We start from the raw sequence: 23,527 nt of genomic DNA on the forward strand, positions 1-23,527 counted from the left end.
GAGTGATGAAAGCACTGCCGCCATGCGTTCGGGTCGAGAAGGCGTCGCGGCTACGGAAAGACGACCGTGCGGCGGCCGTTGATCAGCACACGGTGCTCCGAGTGCCACGCCACGGCGCGAGAGAGCACCCGGCACTCCACGTCGCGGCCGACGGCCACCAGCTGATCGGGCGTCAGGCCGTGGCCGACGCGGGCCACGTCCTGTTCGATGATCGGTCCCTCGTCGAGATCGGGCGTCACATAGTGCGCCGTCGCGCCGATCAGCTTGACCCCGCGGGCGTGCGCCTGGTGATAGGGCTTGGCTCCCTTGAAGGACGGTAGGAAGGAGTGGTGGATGTTGATGATCCGGCCCTCCAGCTCCTTGCACACGGCCTCCGAGAGCACCTGCATGTAGCGGGCGAGCACCACGAGCTCGACTGCGTGCTCCTCGGCCAGCCGCAACAGGCGCGCCTCCTGCTCAGGCTTGTTCTCCCTGGTCACGGGCAGGTGGACGAAGGGGATGCGGTAGGACTCGACCAGGCTCTTGAAGTCGGTGTGGTTCGAGACCACCGCCGGGATCTCGATCGGCAGCGCGCCGATGCTGTTCCGGAAAAGCAGATCGTTGAGACAGTGCCCGAACCGGGAGACCAGGATCAGCGTCGGCATCCGGACCGTGACGTCGTGGATCTGCCAGGCCATGTGGAAAGCCGCCGCGGTCGCGGTGAAACCCCCGTTCAGCGAGATCAGGTCGACGCCCTCCACCTGCGCGGCGAAGTGCACGCGCATGAAGAACAGCTTCGTGTCCGGGTCGCCGTACTGCTGGCTGTCCACGATGGTGCAGCCGGTGACCAGCAGAAAGCTGGAGACCGCGTGCACGATTCCACGCTGGTCGGGGCAGGAGAGGGTCAGCACGTACTCGCGAGGCGGTGCGGACGACGTGGTCATGCCACCCATCTTCGCCCATCCCGAATGCATCGCCCAGAGCGCAGGGCGCGGATATCGTCGGGCCGTGGTCTCTTCTTCCTATCTTCGCTTCCCGCATCTGGCGGGAGATCTGGTCACCTTCGTCGCCGAAGACGACGTGTGGCTCGCACCGCTCTCCGAGGCCGCGGGCGGTGCCGCCGCGGGCGGCCGCGCCTGGCGGCTTACCGCGGATCAGGTCCCGGTGCTCAACCCACGGCTGAATCCGTCGGGCACCCGCATCGCCTGGACCTCGACCAGGGACGGCTCCGCGTCGCTGGCCCGGGGCGCGGCCCGTGAGATCTACACGGTGCCGGCGGACGGCGGGCCGATCCAGCGCCTGACGTACTGGGGCGACGCGCGCGCCGCGGTGCGCGGCTGGCTCTCCGACGACGAGGTGCTGGTCGTCAGCAACGCCGGACAGCACGACACGATGCGAACCCGCGCGTTCGCGGTGCCGGTCGACGGGCCCGCCCGCCCATTGCCCTATGGACCGGTCGGCGACCTGTCGATCGCGCCGGACGGGGCGGTGCTGCTGGGTTCACCGGCCTACGCCGAGCCCGCCCGGTGGAAACGGTACGGCGGCGGCACCGGCGGCAAGATCTGGTACTCGCCGGACGGGACCGAGTACCGCCGGATCCTCGGCGAGGTCGGCAACCACCTGGTGAACCCGATGTTCGTGGCCGGCCGGGTGGTCTTCCTTTCCGATCACGAGGGCGTCGGCGCGCTGTACTCGGCCGCGCCCGACGGCTCCGGGTTGCGCCGCCACGGCGACCACGGGCCGTACTACGCGCGCAACGCCACGACGGACGGCACACGCGTGGTCTATCAGTGCGCCGGCGACCTTTGGCTGCTCGGTGCGCTCGACGAGGAACCGGTGCGGCTCGACATCCGGCTGGCTGGGGTGCGCGGCGGGCGCGACCGGTTCCCGGTCTCGACGCGGCGGGGGCTCGGCGACTTCTCGCTGTGCAAGACCGGCCGGATCGTCGCGGCAGAGGTACGCGGGACGGTGCACTGGTTGCCGTCGAAGGACGGGCCGGCGCGCGCGCTGATCGCGACCCCGGGCGTGCGCGGCAGGCTTCCGCGAGTGATTCCGGGCACCTCGATCGTCGTGTGCGTCTCGGATTCCGGGGGCGCGGACGGGCTCGACGTCGTCGCGGCGGACGGCTCGGTCACGCGCCGGCTGGCGCACGGACGGCTGGGGCACGTGCTCGAGATCGCGGTCGCGCCGAACGGGCAGCAGGTGGCGGTCGCGGCGCACGACGGGCGACTGCTTCTCGTGGCCCTGGGTGACCCGGCCGGCGCGGACGCGACGGACGCGACGGACGCGACGGACGCGACGGACGCGACGGACGCGACGGACGCGGAACAGAACACGAACGCTGAGCTGAACGCGGACACTGAGCAGGACGGCGAGGGCGCGGCGGTCACCGAACTGGTGCGCAGCAGCAACGCTGAGGTCAGTGGCCTGGCATTCTCACCGGACTCGGCCTACCTGGCCTGGGCACAGCCGTGGAATCCATGGGAGCACTCGCACATTCGTCTGGCAAGGCTCGCGGACGGCACGGTCGCGGACCTGACGCCGCCGCGGTTCGACGACACCTGCCCGGTGTTCACGCACGACGGCAAACACTTGGCGTTCCTGTCCAACCGCGCCTTCGACCCGGTATACGACGAGCATTTCTTCGACCTCAGCTTCCTCCCGGGTGTGCGGCCGTACCTGGTGCCACTGGCCGAGACCACCCCGTCGCCGTTCGCCCCCGAGCTGAACGGGCGCCCGGTCTCACCCGAGGACCGCGAGACCGCCGGGGTCGATCGCCGGGGCTCGGACACGCGCGGAACCGGCTCCGAGGACGGTTCCGTCTCCGGTTCCCCGAAAGTCGCGGTGGACCTGGAGAACATCGCGGAACGCGTGGTGCCGTTCCCTGTCGAGGCGGGCGGCTACCGCTCGCTGCGGGCGGTCAAGGGCGGCGTGGTGTGGCTCGACCCGCCGCGTACCGGACAGCTGCACGAGGCGGTGATCGGCGCCTCCGACGAGCACCCCAAGGCCAGTCTCGTCAGGTATGACCTGGACAAACGCAAACGCACCACCGTGGTGGAGCAACTCGACTGTTTCGCGGTCTCCGGCGACGGAGCGCGACTGGCGTACTTCGACGACGGCGAACTCAAGATCAAGCCCTCGGACGCGCGGGACGATGACGACGCCGTCACCGTGGACCTTGATCGGGTGCGGGTGACCGTCGTCCCCGCGGCCGAATGGGCGCAGATGTACGACGAAGCCTGGCGGCTGATGCGCGAGAACTTCTGGCGCGCGGACATGGCCGGGGTCGACTGGCCGGCGATGGCCGAGCGCTACCGGCCGCTGCTGGACCGGATCGGCACCCAGGACGACCTGCACGATGTGCTGTGGGAGCTGCAGGGTGAACTCGGCGCCTCGCACGCTTATGTGCGGGCTCCGTCGGCGGAAAGCCGCAAGGCGCTGGCACAGGGCCTGCTCGGCGCGGACCTCGCCCCGGACGCGAGCGGGGCCTGGCGGATCGTCCGGCTGCTGCGCGGCGAGTCCTCGGTGATCGCGGCGCGCTCGCCGCTGACCTCGCCCGGAGTGGCGGCCAGGGCGGGCGACGTGATCGCGGCGGTGGACGGATCGCCGGTCGATCCGGTGCGCGGGCCGAACGCGCTGCTGGCCGGCAAGGCCGGAAAACCGGTCGAATTGACGCTGCGCCGAGACGGGGTCGAACGGCGCGTGGCCGTGGTCCCGCTCGGCAGCGAAAGCGCGCTGCGCTATCAGGACCTGGTGCAGCAGCGCCGCGCGGCCGTCCGCGAAGCGTCGGGCGGACGACTCGGCTACCTTCACGTGCCCGACATGGCGTCGTGGGGCTGGGCCGAGTTCCACCGCGATCTGCGCGGCGCGTTCGAGGCCGACGGGCTGGTGCTGGACCTGCGTGAGAACGGCGGCGGACACACCTCGCAGCTGGTGGTGGAGAAGCTGGCCCGCAAAATCATCGGCTGGCAGGTCTCCCGGTACGCCGAACCCGTCGCCTATCCGGGCGAGGCGCCGCGCGGGCCGATCGTCGCCCTGGCCGACGAGTTCGCGGGCTCCGACGGTGACATCGCGACGCAGGCGCTCAAGCTGTACGGCATCGCGCCGGTGGTCGGCACGCGCACCTGGGGCGGCGTGATCGGCATCGACGGCAAGTACACGCTGGTGGACGGCACCGGGGTCACCCAGCCGAAGTACGCGTTCTGGTTCGAGGGCAGCGGCTGGGGGGTGGAGAACTACGGCGTCGATCCGGACGTCGAGGTGCCCATCCCGCCGCACGACGCGGCGGCCGGACGCGATCCGCAACTGGAGACGGCGATCCGGCTGGCTCTGCGGGAGCTGGAGCGCAGGCCCCCCAGCACGCCGCCGGGCAGGCCGCCGCGAGCGTGACACCGCGCTGTGACAGCCCGACCGCCGGCGCGGATCAGCCCTCGGACGCGGGGCCGCCGATTCGTGCCGGCGGCCCCGCGAGCGCGGCGTCGTAGCGGCGCAGCACCAGGCGGGCGACCTGGTCGTGCGCGCCCAGAGGCTCGCTCACACAGATGCGGCGCCGGCGCTCGCGGTCCACATCGAGCGCCGCGAGAGCAGCGAGCGTGGCGCTGTCGTCGATGCGGCGGCTGAACTCGCCCGGGGACAACAGGTAGGTGGCGACCGCCACCGGCCTGCCACGCCGGGCCAGGCGGGTCAACAGGGCGCTGACGCTCGGCTCGGCCGTCGTCACGTATCCCGTGCGCACCGGCATGCCCAGCCGCTCCGCGAGCAGCCCCGCCATCGCGACCGCGTCGGCGTTCGCGCGGCGATCCGCGGAGCCGGCCGCGGCCAGCACGACCTGCGTGCCGAAAACGGTGCCGTGCGCCGCGGAAAGCCGTTCCTGCATCACCGCGGCCAGCATCGGGTCCGGTCCCAGTGCGGGCGCCTGGTAGATCCGCGCCGCGCGGCCCCCGGGCAGGCCGGACGCCTGTCGCAGCGCCCTTGGAAGGTCGTGCCGGACGTGGTAGCCGGAGCCGAGCAGCAACGGCACCACCACCAGTTCGGTGACCCCCTGCGCCAGCAGACGGGCCAGTTCCTCGTCCACGCGCGGCCGGGCCACCGAGACGAAGGACAGCGCGGTCAACACCCCGGGTCGCAGGAACCTGACCCGTTCGAGCAGTGCGTCGAGGGCGGCCAGGCCCGCCGGGTCCGCGGTACCGTGGGCGACGGCGAGCAGCGGCACGTCCGAGCGCGGCGGCGGCAGCACGCCGGGAGGCGCGAGCAGCCATCCGGGTCGCTGCTCCCGGAAGGCCGTCGGGCCGAGCACCGGCGCGGACATCTCAGGGTTCCTCCTTGCATTGCCGGCACGAAAAGACAGTGGAACGACCCGGCGACCCGGCGACCCGACCGCCGGACGGCACGGCAGTCGGCTGCCGGCTGGTCTGCGGGTCGGTCAGGCCGTTGGACGGCCGGACGAGCGGATGGTCGGACGGGTGCTTCAGGCGACCGGATCGATCGCGAGGCGGTATCCGCGCTTGGTCACGGTCTTGATGAGCGATGCGTCGCGCCCGAGCGCGGAGCGCAGCCGGGCGACGGTCGCCTCGACCGCGTGCTCATCGCGGCCGCCCGATCCGGTGCCGCGCGGCCCCCAGACGCGGCGCAGCAGGTCGGCGCGGGAAACCACCCAGCCGGGGCGGCGCCCGAGTTCGGCGAGCACGGCGGCGGGCAGCGGGGCCAACAGCACCGGCTCACCACCGGTCACCACCGCGGCCAGGCCCTGAAGCGTGAGCGTGCGGTGCTCGTCGATCGGGACCTCGTGCCGGATCTTGGGCGGCAACACCGCACACAGCGTGGCGACCATCGCGCCCAACCGCGCCCGATCCGGCCAAACCGCGCGCACGTCGAGGGCGTCCAGCGGCCTCGCGCACACCGGCCCGACGCACACCGCGGTGACATCCGTGCGCAGCGCCACGAGAAGCTGATCGAGCGCACCGGTCACCGCCGCGGCCTCCAGCAGCGCGGTGACGCCAGGCGCCGAGGTGAAGGTGACCGCGTGCACTTCCCTGCGCACGATCGAGTCGACGAGCCGGCGCACAGCGGCCCGGTCCGACGGCGGACCCCACCGGTACACCGGAATGTCCACGACGATCGCGCCGGCCTCCCGCAACGCGGTCACGAAGCGGGTGTCCTCCGCGGGGTTCTCGACACCGTACTGCTGGACCGCCACACGCTTGCCGACCACGCCCTGTTGCAGCAGATAGGCGAGCACCTCGTCGGAGGACTCGGAGGGCGCGCTGTAACTTTCGCGCAGCCCCGAGGCGCGGACCGCCCCGGTGGCCTTGGGCCCGCGCGAGACCACGATCGCGTCCGCGAGCACCCGGTTCAGCTCCTCGCCCAGACCCCAGCTCTCGGCCGCCGACATCCAGCCGCGCCAGCCGCTGCCCGTGGTCGCCACCGCGTAGTCCAGCTGGGAGACGAGGCAGTCGTTGGTGGCCTTGCGCAGCGCGGCGTCGTCGTCGAGCGGGACCAGCCGCAGCGTAGGGGTCTCGATGACCTTCGCGCCGCGCCGCCGCAGCAGCGAGGCCAGGTCGTCGCGCCGCCGGTCGGCGGTGACCGCCACGACGCAGCCGGTGAGCGGGTACTCCTCGAAGACGGTGCCGCTCGGGTCCGCCGCGTCGAGGCTCGCGACGGCCGCGGTCCCGGGTTCGGCGGGTGGGCCGGCCGCGGCCGAGGGGGTGGGTTCGATCGCCTCTGCCAGTGCCATGTCCGAAACAGTGGCCGCATGCCGTTACGGATATGTTGCCAAGCCGCTACGCACCGGTAAGGGAGGCTCGGATCAGGTTACGTACGCGCCCGCCGCGCGCTCGACCGGCTGGCGGCGAAGGGAGCCCGGACGCGCCCGAATGGCCCGGTCAAGCCGACGTGAGCCGGTGCGCACGACCCGGCGGCCCGGGTCGGAGAGGGCACGAAGGGCGCGCGGCGACGGCCGCGGTGCGCACACCCGGCCGTCAGGGGCGTGAAGAACTCGTGCGCGCGACGAAATAGGCCCGACCCCGATGCGTCATCGCCGCCCCGCACCGTCGTAGACATGACGGGAAAGCGCGGTACCTCGGACGGCGGCCACAGCCACTGCCCGTACTGTGCGCTTCAGTGCGGGATCGACCTGATTGCGGTTCCGCCGGTGGACGACCGCGGCGCGGCGGCGCCGGAAGACGCCCCGGCCGTACGTGTCGCCGGGCGTGAGGATTTCCCGGTCAACGAGGGCGCGCTGTGCGGGAAGGGCGCGAGCGCCGCGCAACTGCTCAGCGCGCGGCTGCGGTTGACCTCGCCGCTCGTGCGCGACCGGCGCACAGCCGCGCTGCGGCCCGCCACCTGGGACGAGGCACTCGACCGGGTCGCGCGCGAGCTGAGCGCCCGGGATCCGCGGGCGGTCGCGGTCTTCGGCGGCGGCTCGCTGACCAACGAGAAGGCCTACCAGCTCGGCCGCTTCGCCCGCACGATCCTCAAGACGCCGAACATCGACTACAACGGGCGCTTCTGCATGTCCTCGGCGGCGGCCGCGCAGAACCGGGCCTTCGGGATGGATCGGGGGCTGCCCTTCCCCGTGCGCGACATCCGCGCGGCGCGGGCGATCCTGCTGGTCGGCGCGAACCCGGCCGAGACGATGCCGCCGATCATGCGGCACTTCGCCGCCGCGCGCGAGGCCGGCGCCGTACTGATCACCGTCGACCCGCGGCGCACCAGGACCGCGGACCAGGCGGACCGGCACCTTCAGCCGGTGCCGGGCACGGACCTGGCGCTGGCGCTGGGGCTGCTGCACCTCGCGGTCGCCGAGGGCTTGGTGGACGAGCAGTATGTGGCGCGGCGCACCAGCGGCTTCGACGACGCGCGGCGGATCGCCACGGGGTACTGGCCGGAGCGGGTCGAGCGGCTGACCGGGGTGCCGGTCGCCGCGATGCACCAGACGGTCCACACGCTGGCCGATGCCGCCCGGGCTGTGCGATCAGGCGCGCCCGGCGGGGCGATGATCCTGAGCGCGCGCGGCACCGAGCAGCACAGCAAGGGCACCGACACGGTCAACGCGTGGATCAATCTCGCTCTCGCGCTCGGCCTGCCCGGCCGGCCCGGCTGCGGCTACGGCGCGCTGACCGGCCAGGGCAACGGCCAGGGCGGCCGGGAGCACGGGCAGAAGTCCGATCAGCTGCCCGGGTACCGCAGGCTGGACGACCCGGCGGCGCGCGAGCACGTCGCGGCGATCTGGGGGGTGGACCCGGACGAACTGCCCGGCCCGGGCCCGAGCGCCGCCGAACTCCTGGCCCGCTGTGGCGGCGGCGCGCAGGCAGGTCCGGACGCGATCGACGCGCTGCTGGTCATGGGCTCGAACCTGCTGGTGAGCGCGCCGGGCGCGGTGCAGACCGAGGAGAGGCTGCGCTCGCTGGGCTTCCTCGTGGTCTGCGACCTGGTGCTCTCGGAGACAGCCGAGATCGCCGACGTCGTCCTGCCCGCCGCGCAGTGGGCCGAGGAGACCGGGACGATGACGAACCTGGAGGGCAGGGTGCTGCTGCGCCCCGCCGCGATCGCGCCGCACCCGGGGGTGCGCACCGATCTGGAGATCATGGCGCAGTTGGCCGGGCGGCTCGGCGGGAAGCTGTCCGCAGACCCGGCCGAGGTGTTCGCGGAGCTGGGCCGGGCCAGCGCGGGCGGCGTCGCCGACTACAGCGCGATCAGCCACGAGCGTCTGGCGCGCGGCGAGGAACTGTACTGGCCGTGCGGCGAGGACAGCCCCGGCGGCACGCCGAGGCTGTTCGAGGACTGCTTCCCGACCCCGGACGGCCGGGCCCGCTTCGTGCCGGTCGACTTCCGGGTCTCCGCCGAGGAGCCGGATGATCAGTACCCTTACCGGCTCACCACCGGGCGGGTGCTTTCCCAGTACCAGTCCGGCGCGCAGACCCGGCGGGTGGACTCGCTCAACCAGGCGGCGCCCGAAGCCTTCGTCGAGCTGCACCCCGACCTCGCCCGCGATCTCGGCGTCGAGGAGGGAGCCACGCTCAGCGTGATCAGCAGACGAGGCACCGCGAGCGCCCCCGCGCGGCTGAGCCGGGCGATCCGGCCGGACACGGTGTTCATGCCCTTCCACTGGCCGGGCGCGGGGCGGGCGAACTCGTTGACCAACCCGGCCCTTGATCCGACGTCGAAGATGCCCGAGTTCAAGACCTGCGCGGTGCGGCTGGAGAAGACGTCCGGGGAGGCGCCGTGCGAAGGATAGTCGTAGCCGGATACGGCATGGCCGGACACCATCTGGTGGCGGGACTGATACGCGCCGGGCGTGCCACACCGGCCGGGGACTTCGAGCTGACCGTGCTCGGCGCCGAGGCAGGCGCTCCGTACAACAGGGTGCTGCTGCCCGAGGTGCTGGCCGGACGGATCGACCAGCACCGCATCGACCTGCCGGAGGCCGACGATCCGAGGGTCACCGTGCGCGCCGGGGTGCGCGCCACCGGCATCGACCGGGAACGGCGGCTGGTGACCGGCGACGACGGCTCGGTACTGCGCTACGACGCGCTGGTACTGGCCACCGGGGCGAACCCGGTGCTTCCGCCGCTCGGCGGCATCCTCGACGAGCACGGGCTCAAGCCGGGCGTGCACACGCTGCGCACGCTCGCCGACCTGGAGCGCATCCAGGACCAGCTCGCCGCCGCGCCGCGCGGCCTCGGTTCCGAGAAGCGCAAGCCGCGCGCGGTGGTCGTCGGCGGTGGGCTGCTCGGCGTGCAGTGCGCCAGGGGTCTGACGCTGCGCGGAGCCGACGTCGTGCTGATCCATCAGGGCTCGCATCTGCTCGACCACCGGCTCGACGCGGAGGCTGCGGCCATCCTGTCCCGTACCGCGCGCGGTCTCGGCATCGAGGTGCACGTCGGGTGCCGGGCGCGTGCGGTACTGCACGAGCGCGACGGCCGGCTCGGCGGCGTGCAGCTCGCGGACGGCTTCCAGCTTGACGCCGACCTGGTCCTGCTGGCCTGCGGCAGCGCCCCGGCGACCGCGCTGGCGGCGCGCGCCGGCCTGGCCGTGGACCAGGGCGTCCTGGTGGACGAGCGGCTGGCCAGCGTGACCGACCCGTGCATCCACGCGATCGGCGACTGCGCCCGGGTGCGCGGCGGCGCGCGCGGGGCGCAGGGCCTGGCCGCCCCGGCACTGGAACAGGCCGAGGTGCTGGCCGAGCGGCTGCTCGGGCGGCCCGCGCTCTATCAGGGGTCCTCGACGGTCGCGCGGCTGACCGCGACCGGCGTCGACGTCGCCATCCTCGCGGCCGCGCCCTCGCTGGTCGCCGAATCGAGGCCCGACCATGTGGCACGCACCGTGCGGCTGACCGACCCGATCGCCGGCACGCACCGCGCGGTCACCGTGCACGGCGGCCGCGTGGTCAGCTCCGTGCTGATCGGCGACGTGTCGGCCGCCGCCCGCCTCACCAGGCTGGTCGACCGACCGGGTCCGCTTCCCGAGAACCCGATCGACCTGCTGTTCGACACCGCGGAAAGGAACTGATCCACGATGAACGCGAACGGTGTGAACCCGGAACACGACGCGACCCGGCCCGGCCCAGCCGCGCAGGACGGCGCGCGGCGGATCGTCGTCGTCGGCTACGGCATGATCGGGCACCGGTGCGCCGAACTGCTGGCCGAGCGTGCCGCCGCCGCGTCGCCGGCCACCGCCCCGGTGCGGATCACGGTGCTCGGCGAGGAGCCGCACGAGGCCTACGACCGAGTACATCTCGGCGCCCTGTTCGACGGTAAGAGCGCTGAGGACCTGACTTACGCCGCGCCGCCGGGGGTCGAGCTGCGACTCGGCGACCCGGCGACCGCGATCGACCGGCAGCGCAAGACGGTGACCACCGCGTCGGGGGCCGAGTTCGGGTACGACGAGCTGGTCCTGGCCACCGGCTCGTATCCGTTCGTTCCGCCGGTTCCGGGCCACAACGCGACGGGCGCGTTCGTGTACCGCACGATCGACGACGTCGAGGCGATCAAGCGGTTCGCGGCCGGGCGGAAGGTCGGCGCGGTGGTCGGCGGCGGGCTGCTCGGGCTGGAGGCGGCCGGGGCGCTCAAGGCCATGGGGCTGGAGACGCACGTGATCGAATTCGGCCCGCGGCTGATGGGCGTGCAGGTCGACGAGGGCGGCGGACAGGCGCTGCTGTCGCGGATCGACGCCCTCGGGGTGAGCGTGCACACCTCGACCCGCACCGAGGCGGTCGAGATCGGCGAGGACGGCGCGGTGTACGCCCTGGTGCTCGCCAAGGGCGAGGACCTGAGCGCTCTGCCGGTGGACCTGGTGGTGTTCGCGGCCGGGGTGCGGGCGCGCGACCAGCTGGGCCGGGACGCGGGTCTGGCCTGCGGCGAGCGCGGCGGGATCCGCGTGGACGAGCTGTGCCGGACCGACGATCCCGCGGTCTACGCGATCGGCGAGTGCGCACAGACTGTGGACGGCCGCGTGTACGGTCTCGTCGCGCCCGGGTATGCGATGGCTGAGACGGTCGCGGACCACCTGCTCGGCTCGGACCCGGCCCCGTTCCACGGCGCGGACCTCTCCACCACGCTCAAGCTGCTCGGCGTCGAGGTGGCGTCCTTCGGCGACGCCTTCGGCGCCACGCCCGGGGCGCTCACGGCGCTCTACAGCGACTCGACCGCGGGGCTCTACAAGAAGCTGGTGATCGGCGAGGACGGAAGGCTGCTCGGCGGGATCCTGGTCGGCGACGCCTCCGCGTACGCGACCCTGCGCCCGCTCGCCGGCACCGACTCACCGTTGCCGGCCACCCCGGAGCAGTTGCTGCTGCCCGCGAGCCTCGGGTCCGCTCCGTCGCTCGGCCCGGACGCGCTGCCCGACTCGGCGACCGTGTGCAGCTGCCACAACGTCACCAAGGGCTCGATCAACGCGGCGATCCACGAGCAGGGCTGCGCCGACGTGGCCGCGCTCAAGACGTGCACCAAGGCGGGCACCGGTTGCGGCTCCTGCGTGCCGCTGCTCGGGCAGTTGCTGTCCGCGGCCGGGGTGCAGACCTCGAAGGCGCTGTGCCGGCACTTCGAGCAGAGCCGGGCCGAGCTGTACGAGGTCGTGCTGGTGACCGGCATCGACACCTTCGCCCGGCTGCTCGCGCAGCACGGCACCGGAGAGCCGGACGGCTGCGAGGTGTGCAAGCCCGCGGTCGCCTCGATCCTGGCCTCGCTCGGCGGGACGCTCGGGTCGGGAAAGCGGGGCTCCGGCCGGCACATCCTGGCCGGGGAACAGGCCGCGCTGCAGGACACCAACGACCACTTCCTGGCCAACCTCCAGCGCAACGGCAGCTATTCGGTGGTGCCGCGCATCCCCGGCGGCGAGATCACCCCGGAGAAGCTGATCGTCATCGGCGAGGTGGCCCGGGACTTCGGGCTGTACACGAAGATCACCGGCGGACAGCGCATCGATCTGTTCGGCGCGCGGGTCGAGCAGCTGCCGCTGATCTGGCGCCGGCTCGTGGACGCCGGCTTCGAATCAGGGCACGCCTACGGCAAGGCACTGCGGACGGTGAAGAGCTGCGTCGGCTCGGAATGGTGCCGTTACGGCGTGCAGGAGTCGGTGAAGATGGCCATCGAGCTCGAACTGCGTTATCGGGGCCTGCGATCGCCGCACAAGCTCAAGGCCGCGGTCTCCGGGTGTGCCCGCGAGTGCGCGGAGGCGCAGAGCAAGGACTTCGGGGTCATCGCCACCGAGGCGGGCTGGAACCTGTACGTCGGCGGCAACGGCGGCTTCCGGCCGCGGCACGCCGACCTGTTCGCCAAGGACCTCTCCAGCGAGGAGCTGATCCGCACCATCGACCGCTTCCTGATGTTCTACATCCGCACCGCGGACCGGCTCGAACGCACCGCGGCCTGGATCGAGCGGATGGAAGGCGGCCTGGATCACCTCAAGGCGGTCATCCTGGAGGACTCGCTGGGCCTGTGCGCCGGGCTGGACCGGGTGATGGCGGAGCACGTGGCGAACTACGCCGACGAGTGGAGGTCGGCGATCGAGGATCCGGAGACGCTGCGGCGCTTCGTCTCCTTCGTCAACGCCCCGGGCACGCCGGACCCGGAGATCAAGTTCGAGGTCGAACGCGGACAGATCAAACCCCTGCTGACCATCGGCCCGCCGCCGCAGGCGGGCGACGGCGCGGGCGAATCCGGCGCGGACCGGGGCGGCGCGCACGCGCGCGGCGGGGATCGACCCGCCGGCAGCGAGGACGAGCGCCTGGTTCCGGCCGAGGTGGGAGCATGAGCGTGACCGCGAGCAAGCAGCGGGTGTGGACCGCCGTGTGCCGGTACTGCGAGCTGACGCCCGGACGCGGCGTCGCGGCCCTGGTGGACGGCGTGCAGATCGCGCTCTTCCGAACCACCGCGGGAGAGCTGTACGCGATCGGTAACCGGGACCCCTACTCGGGCGCGTTCGTCATCTCGCGGGGCGTCACCGGCTCGCGAGACGGCGTCCCGACCGTCGCCTCCCCGATGTACAAGCACGTGTTCGATCTGCGCAGTGGTACCTGCCTTGACGATCCGACCGTGGCGCTGCCGGTCTACCCGGTGCGTCGCTATCGCGGACTGGTGTGGGTTCAGCGCTGAGCGGGCGCCGGACCGTCGGCGCCACGCCGCGGCGAACCGGGGTCGCGCCGGGATGTCACAAGCACGAAAGCGGCGCGTGCGGGTGAGTTGACCGCACGCGCCGCTGCCCTGCAGCCGGCCGAAACGCCGCGTCCGTACCGTCCAGGCCCATAAGGCGGTTTCACCGACCGCATCCCCATACGCCGCAGGAGGCGACGATGAGCGCCGAGACAACGACAGGCGCGGGCAACACCGCGGTCATCACCCCGGCCGGGTCCAGAGCCGCGATCACCGACTGGCGCCCCGAGGACGCCGCGTTCTGGGAGCGGGAGGGCGCGCGCACCGCCCGGCGCAACCTGACGCTCTCCATCTTCGCCGAGCACCTCGGATTCTCGGTGTGGAGCCTGTGGTCCGTGTTCGTGCTCTTCCTCGGGCCGGCCTACCACATCGACGCGGCCGGGAAGTTCTTCCTCACGATGGTGCCGACCATCGTCGGTTCGGTGCTGCGGCTGCCGTACACGTTCGCGGTGGCCAGGTTCGGCGGCCGCAACTGGACGGTGTTCAGCGCGAGCCTGCTGCTGGTGCCGTCCATCCTCGCCGCGGTCGTGCTCAAACCGGGCGTGTCCTACAGCACCCTGATGATCATCGCCGCGGTGGCGGGGGTCGGCGGCGGGAACTTCGCCTCGTCCATGGCCAACATCAACGCGTTCTACCCGGAGCGGCTCAAGGGCGCCGCGCTCGGCCTGAACGCCGGGGGCGGCAACGTCGGGGTGGCCGTGGTGCAACTGCTCGGCCTGCTGGTGCTGGCCACCGCCGGGGTCGCGCACCCGCGCCTGCTGCTGGCCGTCTACATCCCGCTGGTCGTGGTAGCCGCGCTGCTGGCGGCGCTGTTCATGAATAACCTGACACAGTTGCGCAACGACAAGCGCGGCATGCGCGACGCGACGAAGGACGCGCACACCTGGGTCATGTCATTGCTCTACATCGGCACGTTCGGGAGCTTCATCGGGTACAGCTTCGCGTTCGGCCAGGTGCTTCAGGTCCAGTTCGCGCAGACGCCGCGGCACGCGGCCGACCTGGTGTGGCTCGGCCCGCTGCTCGGCTCGCTGATCCGCCCGGTCGGCGGGGCGCTGGCAGACCGCGTCGGCGGGGCGAAGGTCACCTTCTGGAACTTCGTCGCGATGGCCGCCTGCGCAGGGCTCGTGCTCGCCGCGTCGCAGGGCAAGTCGCTGCCGCTGTTCGTCACCGGCTTCGTCCTGCTGTTCGCGTTCAGCGGCATCGGGAACGGCTCGACGTACAAGATGATCCCGGCGATCTTCCGGGCCAAGTCGCAGCGAGCGGTGGCGGCCGGCGCGGACCCGGCCGAGGCTCAGCGCGAGGCGCGGCGGCTGGCCGGCGCGCTGATCGGCATCGCCGCCGCGACCGGAGCGTTCGGCGGGGCGCTGGTGAACTTCGCCTTCCGCGAGTCCTTCCTGACCTACAAGAGCGGTAACGCCGCGTACATCGGCTTCATCGCCTTCTACGGCCTCTGTTTCGCGGTGACCTGGGCGGTGTACCTGCGGCCCGGCCCCCGCCGGCTGGCGGGGGTCTGACACCGCCGGGCGGCTACAGCCTGCCCGCGCTCACCTGCGACTCGCCCAGCGGCGTGGCCACGTTGTCGTTCCACAGCTGCGCCGCCTGGGCCTTCGCGTCGTCCGCGGCGCCGGCCTGCTTGTTGACGGTCTGGTAGTTCGGGTCCTTACGCGCCGCGTTCGGCTTGCAGCCGGTCTGCAGGTCGCCGGCTATCTGCGCGTACGCCGAGTCGTAGAGGGCTGATGCGGTCCACGCGGCCTTGAGCTGGTCGACCAGATCGGCGCCGTTCTGGATGCCGGTCACCTCGAGCTTCGCGACGCTGTCGGCCTGAGCCTGCCGTTTCTGCGCCGTCGTGGACAGGATCGTCTGCGCGTCGGCGAGGTTCTTGCACTCGTTGACGTCGATGACTCCGGTGTTGGCGTCCGCGCGCAACTGGCCGGACTGCTGGATCAGCTGGTAGATCTGGTCTGCCTGCGCCTTCGGGTCGGCCTTCGAAGCGGTGGTGCTGGGAGAGGCCACGGCGCCCTGCGATCTGGCCGGCGAGCCGTTGGAGGAAAGGGCGAACGCGACACCGATCACCGCGACCACGGCCACCGCCGCACCGATGATCAGCGCCTTGCGATTATGAGGTGCGCCGCCGCCCGGTCCGCCGCCGTCGTAGCCGCCGGGCGCGCCGTAGCCCATGCCGTCCTGCGGGTAGCCCGGCCGGCCGTACTGAGCGCCCTGATACTGAGCCCCGCCCTGATACTGAGCCCCGCCCTGATACTGGGAACCCTGATACTGGGAACCCTGATACTGCGGTTCCTGGTACTGCACGTCCTGATACTGGGGATCTTGGTACTGGGCGTCCTGGTACTGCGCATTCTGATAAGGGCCCGGATACTGGCCGTTCTGGTACTGGTCGGCCGCCTGCGAGAAGGGCTGCTGCTGCGGGAACTGCGGGAAGGACGAACCCTGCGGCGCTGCCTGCTCCGGCACCGCGGCCTCGGGCTGCACGCCGTTGAGGTAGCCGGGAGCGGCGCCGCCGACCACCGGTTTCTGACGGTCTATCGCGCGGCGGCTGTCCGGAGTCGAGTCCCGGAACAGGTGGTCGAACTCTGTCGGCAGACCGGAACCGCCGTCCTGGAGCATCATGTCCGGATCGGGCAGCGCGCCGGCGTATCCCGCCTGCGCGGCGTGATCGCCCTGCGGCGACCCGTACTGCTGCTGCGCAGCGTGGTGCGGCGGCGCACCACCCGCCGCGGGCGGCGCTTCCTCCGGCCGGGCGTAAGCCGAGGGGTCGTAACCCTGCTCGGGCCAACCGGCGGACATCTCCGGCAACTGGGACACAGCGCACTTTCCTCACAAGGCAACGGCTCTGGCTCGCTGATCGCGACGGCGCGGGACCGCCCCGGCTCGTGCCGGGAGTGAGCCGACACCGCCTCAGCCAACCAAACCGGCCGCACGCGGGCAAGCTCAAGTCGCCCGGCACGCCCCTTTTGACACGGAACCGATACCGGGACGCCCCAGAATACGCCCGCCGTCCGTCCGGCCGCTGAGCTCAGGCCGCCGCGGCCGCGGTCTGCCGCACCGCCAGGCGGCCGAGCCGCTCCCGGAAGCCGCGCACCGCGTTGCTCTCCTGGTACGGATCGAGCCGACGGTCGAGATCGTGCAGGTACTCCACACCGCGGTGCGAGCGCAGCTGAGCGAACATGTCGATGGCCGCGGTCCCCGCCGCGCAGGCCGCCTCGACCTCGCGCTCCTGCGCGTAGGCGGTGGCGATGATCACCGTGTCCACGGCGCGCCTGCGCACGTGCCGCTCGGCGTGCGCGGCCAGCGCCCGCTCCGCGTGTTCCTTGGCCTGTCGCGGCCGGTCCAGGTCCCGGTAGCAGTGGGCGAACTCGTCGGCCAGGTACGCCGGGGTGAAGTGCGCGATCCACTCCGGGTCCTTCTCCGGCTCCGACTTCTCCATCTGCGCCGCGGCCTGGTGCAGCGCCGCCTCGCAGGACCGCACGTCGCCGAGCACCGCGTGCCCGCGCGCCTCGGCCGCGTAGAACATCGCCCGAGCGGTGGCCGTGGCCTGCTCCCGCGCGCCCTCCTGGGCCGCGCGCGCCAGCTGGGTGATCTCCCGCGGCGAACCGAGCTGCCCGGCCAGGTGGCTCATCCCGGCGGCCAGCACGTAGCCGCCGTAGGCCCGGTCCCCGGCCGCCTGCGAAAGTCGCAGAGCCTGGATGTAGTACCGCTGCGCCAGCCCGTGCCTGCCGGTGTCCACGGCCATGTACCCGGCCAGCTCGGTCAGCTGGGCCGCGGCCGCGAAGAGCGCGCGCCCGGTGCGCTCCGGGTAGGCCCCGTTGAGCATCTCGCCGACCACCTCGTCGAGGTAGTGCACGACGATCGAGCGCACGTATCCGGACCCGAACTGGTGGTCCAGCTCGCGGAACGCCTTCGTGGCGGCGCGCACCGCGTACACGTCGCCGGGCCCGACGCGCGGCCCGCGGCCCACCAGCGTCAGGGGCCTGGCGACCTCCGCGTCCGGCGGGGTGATCAGCCAGTCGCGGCTCGGCGCGATCAGCGCGGCCACCGCGAAGGAGGAGCCGAGCAGAAACTCACGATGGCTCACATCGGCCCGCCACAGCTCGGTGGCCTCCTCGATCGCCGCGGCGACCGTGGGCGCGAAGTGCAGGCCGACGCTGGAGGAGCCGTTGCGGCCGTCCGCCATGCCGATCTCCTCGACGGTGACCGGGCGGCCCAGCTTGCGGCCGAGTGCCTCGGCGATCAGCGTCGGGGCCATGCCTCGCGGCTGCTGACCGCGCAGCCACCGGGCCACGGAGGTTTTGTCGTATCGCAGATCCAGACCGTGTTCCGCGCCTACCATGTTGACCCGGCGGGCAAGCCCGGCATTGGAGCAGGCTGCCTCGTGGATCAATGCGGCGAGCCGCTGATTCGGTTGCCGCGCGGCGGCGGTGCGAACAGCCATCGGGGTCTCCCCTTCCCTCGACCACACAGGCAGTCTCTTATCGCAGCCAACTGCGCATATGTCGCGAAGAGTAGCGTCGAATCGAGGCCAGCGGTAGCCCTGGGTAACTGGGCAGTCCTGATTCGCGACGTCACGTCGATTCCAGGATGCCGCCGGCCACGCCGAGTGCCACCTAAACGCCCATAACCGGTATACCTCGCCAGGAGTGGGGCGACACATCGAACGCCGGCACCGGCCCGCCGGCTGGACCGCGTCCGGCAGCGCGCCACGTGACGATCTGACGGCCGGTCAGCACGCGCCTCACGGCGACGTCTCGTCCCGCGTGCGCCCCTCAACGAAGACGTGCGCGGCCAGATCGAGCTCCACCTCCGTGGCCTCTCCGCCCGAGGAGAGTTGGACGCCGCCGGCCACCGCGCAAGCCTGGAGCGCGGCGCCCGGTCGCAGTCCGACCCGGCGAAGCCGGTGCATCACCTCGTTGTCGGTCTGCACCGGCTCGCCGATGCGGCGCACCACGACGACAGCGTGCTCCCCGTCGGCCAGCTTCTCGACCACCTCGCGCAGCGAGACCAGGCCCGCGGCCCGGAACTCCGGGGCGCTGAGCGAGGCGTCCAACTCCGCCAGGCCGGGGATCGGGTTGCCGTAGGGCGAGACGGTCGGGTTGTTGAGCAGCGCGAGCACCCGCCGCTCCACCGCCTCGCTCATCACGTGCTCCCAGCGGCACGCCTCCTCATGCACCTCGTCCCACTCCAGGCCGATCACGTCCACCAGCAGACGCTCGGCGAGCCGGTGCTTGCGCATGACCCTGGTGGCGAGCGCGTGGCCCGCGTCCGACAGTTGCAGGTGCCGATCCCCCTCCACGGTCAGCAGTCCGTCGCGGGCCATCCGCGCCACGGTCTGGCTCACCGTCGGGCCGCTTTGCCCCAGCCGCTCCGCGATGCGCGCGCGCAGCGGCACGATTCCCTCCTCCTCCAATTCGAAGATGGTCCGCAGATACATCTCCGTGGTGTCGATCAGGTCGCTCACGCTCGTCGGCTCCGGCGTTTGAGAATGGTGGTAGCACCTTCAATTGTGACGCACCGCCGAAGGGATCGGACGGTAACTCCGCGCCGTACGAACCGCGCCCGGACAGCCGCCGGAACACGAGCACTTCGCCGGCGGCGGTTCACGGGCTGAGGCGCTCCAGGCGCCATGCCTGCGCCTCGCGCACGTACCGCAGCCGGTCGTGCAGTCGGCTGCTGCGGCCTTGCCAGAACTCCACGGCCTGCGGCTCCAGCAGCAGCCCGCCCCAGTGCGGCGGCCTCGGCACCGTCTCGGGGAACTCGCGCTCGAACCGGGTGTACCGCTCGTCGAGCAGAGCCCGGTCCGCGATCACCTCGGACTGCTCGCTCGCCCAGGCGCCGAGCTGCGCGCCGCGCGGCCTGGTGGCGAAGTAGGCGTCGCTTTCGGCGTCCGGCAGCTTCCTGATCTCCCCGGTGACGATCACCTGACGCTCCAGCGGATACCAGGGGAACAGAAGGCAGGCGGCCGGGTTGGCCGCCAGCTGCCGCCCCTTGCGGGACCGGTAGTTGGTGTAGAACGCGAATCCGTCCGGCCCGAATCGCTTCAACAGCACCGTGCGCGCGCAGGGACGGCCCTCGGCGTCGGCGGTCGAGAGCACCATCGCGTTCGGCTCGAACCACGACGTGTCCGATTTTGGGACGGCCTTGTCGAGCTCAGCGAACCAGCGGGCGAACTGCTCGATCGGGTCTGCTGTGAGGTCGGTCACCCCGATGCCGCGGTCGGAGTACTCGCGGCGAAGATTGGCTAGGTTCACGAACACCATTGTCCCCGGTCATGGCGGGCATCAGGACCCGATACCGGCAGCGGTAAGGGGCGGGGCGTGCGAGCGCTCCCATTCATAGGGCCTATGGTCTAGACCTTGCCGACGAAAGCCGCGCTCGCGCGGATTTCCGTTCCGAAGTTGTAGCGGTCCAATATAGGTAGGCGGCCTCGCTTGGCGGGAACCTCCAAGGTAGAACCACCCGTTCAGCGCGTGATAGTCACAGAGTGCAAGGGAGCGCTCACCGCCGAGCCCTTGCGCGGCCCGCCACGCCGACCGGCGCGGCGGACACTCCACGAAGGACGATTTGCCACAGCAAGGGAGCAGCAGGATGCCCGACTTCGTACCCGGTCTTGAGGGCGTCGTCGCCTTCGAGACGGAGATCGCCGAACCCGACAAGGACGGCGGCGCACTCCGATACCGCGGCGTCGACATCGAGGACCTGGTCGGGCACGTGACCTTCGGCAACGTCTGGGGTCTGCTGGTCGACGGGAAGTTCAACCCGGGCCTGCCGCCGGCCGAGCCGTTCCCGATCCCGATCCACTCCGGCGACATCCGGGTGGACGTGCAGTCCGCGCTGGCGATGCTCGCCCCGGTGTGGGGCCTCAAGCCGCTGCACGACATCACCGACGCGCAGGCCCGCGAGGACCTGGCCCGCGCCGCGGTGATGGCCCTGTCCTTCGTGGCGCAGTCGGCCCGCGGGATAGACAAGCCGATGGTGCCGCAGCGGGAGATCGACAAGGCGCAGACCATCGTCGAGCGCTTCATGATCCGCTGGCGCGGCGAGCCGGATCCACGGCACATCCAGGCGATCGACGCCTACTGGACCTCCGCGGCGGAGCACGGCATGAACGCCTCGACGTTCACCGCCCGGGTCGTCGCGTCCACCGGGGCGGACGTGGCCGCCGCGCTGTCCGGCGCGGTCGGCGCGATGTCCGGCCCGCTGCACGGCGGCGCGCCCTCCCGGGTGCTTCACATGATCGAGGCGATCGAGCGCGAGGGCGACGCCAAGGCGTACGTCAAGGGCGTGCTCGACCGCGGGGAGCGGCTGATGGGCTTCGGCCACCGGGTCTACCGGGCCGAGGATCCGCGGGCCCGGGTGCTGCGGCGCACCGCGCGGGAACTCGGCGCTCCGCGCTACGAGATCGCGCTCGCGCTGGAGGAGGCGGCGCTCGAAGAGCTGCGCAGCCGCCGTCCGGACCGCGTCCTGGAGACGAACGTCGAGTTCTGGGCCGCGATCGTGCTCGACTTCGCCGAGGTGCCGGCCAACATGTTCACCTCGATGTTCACCTGCGCGCGCACCGCCGGTTGGTCCGCGCACATCCTGGAGCAGAAGCGCACCAGCCGCCTCGTGCGCCCGGCGGCCCGCTACATCGGCCCGGTGCAGCGCAAGGTCCAGGACATCGAGGGTTTCGACTCCATGATCCTGCACTGATTCGCACGGCGACACGCCACACCGGTGCCCGGTTGACCCGCTCGGGGTCTAACCGGGCACCGTACATTTCCGGTAACCTCTGCTTCACGTTCTCGGACGACGACGCCCGGGTCGGGATACTGCGGTTCACTTTGTACCCAGCAGTCCCCGCCGGCGCGGCCGTGTCGGCGGAAACGAACCAGATCGCCGGAGGCACGCACCGTGTCGGAAATCCAGATCCCCGCCGAACTCAAGCCCGCCGACGGCCGCTTCGGCTGCGGCCCGTCCAAGATCCGCCCCGAGGCCGTGGCCGCGCTGGCCGCCCAGGGCACCGCGCTGCTGGGCACCTCGCATCGCCAGGCCCCGGTCAAGAACCTGGTGCGCCGGGTGCGCGAGGGCGTCGCCGAGTTGTTCGGCCGGCCGGAGGGCTACCAGGTGGTCCTCGGCAACGGCGGCTCGACCGCCTTCTGGGACATCGCCGCGTTCGGGCTGATCCGGAACAAGTCCCAGCACCTCAGCTTCGGTGAGTTCTCCTCGAAGTTCGCCGCGGCCGCCAAGGCCGCGCCGTGGCTCGCCGAACCGCAGATCATCAAGTCCGAGCCGGGCACGCATCCGCTGCCGGTCGCCGCGGCCGACGTGGACGTGTACGCGTTCACCCACAACGAGACCTCCACCGGCGTGGCCATGCCGATCAAGCGCGTGGCCGGGGCGAACGATGACGCGCTGGTGCTGGTCGACGCCACTTCGGCGGCCGGCGGCCTGCCGGTCGAGGTGACCGAGACCGACGTGTACTACTTCGCCCCGCAGAAGAACCTCGGTTCGGACGGCGGCCTGTGGGTCGGCCTGTTCTCCCCGGCCGCGCTGGCCCGGGTCGAGGAGATCTCCGGCTCCGACCGCTACGTGCCCGCGTTCTTCGATCTGCCGACCGCGATCGACAACTCGTCGAAGGACCAGACCTACAACACCCCGGCGATCGCCACGCTGTTCCTGCTGGCCGAGCAGCTCGACTGGCTCAACGGCAACGGCGGTCTGGACTGGGCGGCGGCGCGCACCGCGGACTCGGCCGCGCGGCTGTACTCCTGGGCGGAGAAGTCCGAGTACGCCACGCCGTATGTCGCGGACCCGGCGCAGCGCTCCCAGGTGGTCGGCACGATCGACCTGGCCGACTCGATCGACGCGGTGGCCGTGTCCAAGGCGCTGCGCGCGAACGGGATCGTGGACACCGATTCGTACCGCAAGCTGGGCCGCAACCAGCTGCGCATCGCGATGTTCGCCGCGATCGAACCGTCCGACGTCGAGGCGCTGACCGCCTGCGTCGACTACGTGGTCGAGCGGCTGTAGCCGGCCGCGCGCGGAAGTGCTGCCGCGCCGCCGGGCCGGAGGGTCAGCGGCGCAGCAGCGTTCCGAGGACGACCAGCGCGATCAGCACGAGGAATGCCGCCGTGACGATTCGGGTTCTGATGCGCGGATCCACCCTGCCAGTCTAGTGTCCCGGTGCGGGGCTCAAGGCGCCGGTCAGCGCCCGGTCAGCGCCCAGCGCCCGATCCGCTCGTAGCGCTTGGACGGGTCGTCGATCACGTTGAACAGGTCTATCTCGCCGACCAGCCAGCGCGGTGTGCGAAACGCCGCCATCCGGTCCACGTAGGGCTGAAGGTCCGCGGGCCGTTCCTGGCAGATCGCGGCGCCGCCGGCGAGTTCGCGCGCCGCGCGCACCCCGTCGGCCTGGTCCGGGCCCGAGCCGGCGCTCGAGCCCGGGTCGCGCACCCGGGCGAGGGTCAGGTGCGGGCGGAACGGCCGTTCGTCCACCTTGATGTGGCAGCGGCGGGCGACGCTGTTGACCGATTCGGCGAGCCGGCCGAGCCGGTCGCGGTCACCCTGCACCCCGGTCCACAGCGTGCGGCCGTTGAAGTGGCCGCCGCCGGCCAGCGCCAGTTCCATCGGGGTGTTTCGGGCCGCCGCACGCCCCAGGCGCTCGGTGAGGTCCGCCAGCGCATCCTGCGGCACGTCGCCGAGGAACGCGAGCGTCACGTGCCAGGTCTCGGGCCGGCACCAGCGCACGCGCGGGTTGTCGTGCGGCAGGGTCATCAACGCGGCACGCAGTTCGAGCACGACGGGGCGCGGGGGGATCACCGCGACGAACAGCCGCATCGAGACCTCCGGTCCATGGCTCCGCCACCGTCGACAGTGCCGCTCGACCCATCATGCCCCTTCGAACG

Annotated in this window: 16 protein-coding genes; 8 read left to right on the plus strand and 8 right to left on the minus strand. The window is 71.9% G+C overall.

Annotated elements, in window-relative coordinates:
- Nucleotides 1–50: 50 nt before the first annotated feature.
- On the minus strand, nt 51–923 hold the full coding sequence (purU, locus tag KGA66_RS05575; protein ID WP_211465247.1) for a formyltetrahydrofolate deformylase: 873 nt from the start codon (nt 921–923) through the stop codon (nt 51–53).
- A gap of 64 nt (nt 924–987) precedes the next feature.
- On the opposite strand from purU, the gene KGA66_RS30830 reads away from it, so the two are divergent.
- Nucleotides 988–4,368 (plus strand): S41 family peptidase, encoded by a 3,381-nt coding sequence (locus KGA66_RS30830; RefSeq protein WP_211465249.1) that lies wholly within the window; start codon nt 988–990, stop codon nt 4,366–4,368.
- Between the two features lie 34 nt (nt 4,369–4,402).
- On the opposite strand, the gene KGA66_RS05585 is transcribed toward KGA66_RS30830, so the two are convergent.
- Both KGA66_RS05585 and KGA66_RS05590 read right to left on the minus strand, forming a co-directional pair.
- The gene (locus KGA66_RS05585) at nt 4,403–5,287 is read right to left on the minus strand and encodes a sirohydrochlorin chelatase (protein ID WP_211465251.1); all 885 of its coding nucleotides are present in this window, start codon (nt 5,285–5,287) and stop codon (nt 4,403–4,405) included.
- A gap of 159 nt (nt 5,288–5,446) precedes the next feature.
- Nucleotides 5,447–6,712: a uroporphyrinogen-III synthase gene (locus KGA66_RS05590; protein WP_211465253.1), complete on the minus strand. Its 1,266-nt coding sequence runs from the start codon at nt 6,710–6,712 to the stop codon at nt 5,447–5,449.
- 324 nt (nt 6,713–7,036) lie between these two features.
- On the opposite strand from KGA66_RS05590, the gene KGA66_RS05595 reads away from it, so the two are divergent.
- From KGA66_RS05595 to KGA66_RS05615, 5 genes are all read left to right on the plus strand, one after another.
- A complete protein-coding gene (locus KGA66_RS05595; RefSeq protein ID WP_211465256.1) occupies nt 7,037–9,214 on the plus strand; it encodes a molybdopterin oxidoreductase family protein in 2,178 nt (725 codons plus the stop codon).
- Complete coding sequence (locus tag KGA66_RS05600) at nt 9,202–10,488, plus strand: NAD(P)/FAD-dependent oxidoreductase (protein WP_211465264.1); 1,287 nt, start codon at nt 9,202–9,204, stop codon at nt 10,486–10,488. Before KGA66_RS05595 ends, KGA66_RS05600 begins: the two co-directional genes overlap by 13 nt.
- A 6-nt stretch (nt 10,489–10,494) precedes the next feature.
- Entirely contained in the window at nt 10,495–13,230 is a 2,736-nt protein-coding gene (nirB, locus tag KGA66_RS05605) for a nitrite reductase large subunit NirB (RefSeq protein WP_211465267.1), read from the plus strand.
- Nucleotides 13,227–13,571, plus strand: coding sequence for a nitrite reductase small subunit NirD (gene nirD, locus KGA66_RS05610; RefSeq protein WP_211465269.1), 345 nt, complete (start codon nt 13,227–13,229; stop codon nt 13,569–13,571). Before nirB ends, nirD begins: the two co-directional genes overlap by 4 nt.
- 197 nt (nt 13,572–13,768) lie before the next feature.
- A complete protein-coding gene (locus tag KGA66_RS05615; protein WP_211465271.1) occupies nt 13,769–15,142 on the plus strand; it encodes an MFS transporter in 1,374 nt (457 codons plus the stop codon).
- Between the two features lie 13 nt (nt 15,143–15,155).
- Here KGA66_RS05615 and KGA66_RS05620 read toward each other — a convergent pair whose 3' ends face one another.
- The 4 genes from KGA66_RS05620 to pdxH form a co-directional block, all read right to left on the minus strand.
- Nucleotides 15,156–16,451, minus strand: a complete 1,296-nt coding sequence (locus KGA66_RS05620; RefSeq protein ID WP_211465274.1) for a hypothetical protein — start codon at nt 16,449–16,451, stop codon at nt 15,156–15,158.
- 211 nt (nt 16,452–16,662) lie between these two features.
- Nucleotides 16,663–18,078, minus strand: a complete 1,416-nt coding sequence (locus tag KGA66_RS05625) for an NsdA family TPR-like regulatory protein (protein ID WP_211465276.1) — start codon at nt 18,076–18,078, stop codon at nt 16,663–16,665.
- A gap of 300 nt (nt 18,079–18,378) precedes the next feature.
- The gene (locus KGA66_RS05630; protein WP_211465279.1) at nt 18,379–19,101 is read right to left on the minus strand and encodes an iron-dependent transcriptional repressor DtxR; all 723 of its coding nucleotides are present in this window, start codon (nt 19,099–19,101) and stop codon (nt 18,379–18,381) included.
- Between the two features lie 139 nt (nt 19,102–19,240).
- The gene (pdxH, locus tag KGA66_RS05635; protein WP_312886769.1) at nt 19,241–19,891 is read right to left on the minus strand and encodes a pyridoxamine 5'-phosphate oxidase; all 651 of its coding nucleotides are present in this window, start codon (nt 19,889–19,891) and stop codon (nt 19,241–19,243) included.
- Between the two features lie 337 nt (nt 19,892–20,228).
- Here pdxH and KGA66_RS05640 point away from each other — a divergent pair, with 337 nt between their 5' ends.
- A complete protein-coding gene (locus tag KGA66_RS05640; protein WP_211465283.1) occupies nt 20,229–21,332 on the plus strand; it encodes a citrate synthase 2 in 1,104 nt (367 codons plus the stop codon).
- A 201-nt stretch (nt 21,333–21,533) separates the two neighbouring features.
- Complete coding sequence (serC, locus tag KGA66_RS05645; protein ID WP_211465285.1) at nt 21,534–22,652, plus strand: phosphoserine transaminase; 1,119 nt, start codon at nt 21,534–21,536, stop codon at nt 22,650–22,652.
- Between the two features lie 174 nt (nt 22,653–22,826).
- Here serC and thpR read toward each other — a convergent pair whose 3' ends face one another.
- Nucleotides 22,827–23,459 carry an RNA 2',3'-cyclic phosphodiesterase gene (gene thpR / locus KGA66_RS05650; RefSeq protein ID WP_211465288.1) on the minus strand — a complete coding sequence of 211 codons (633 nt, stop codon included), beginning with the start codon at nt 23,457–23,459 and terminating at the stop codon, nt 22,827–22,829.
- Between the last annotated feature and the right edge of the window lie 68 nt (nt 23,460–23,527).

It is taken from the genome of Actinocrinis puniceicyclus, assembly GCF_018283645.1.
GTDB lineage: Bacteria > Actinomycetota > Actinomycetes > Streptomycetales > Catenulisporaceae > Actinocrinis > Actinocrinis puniceicyclus.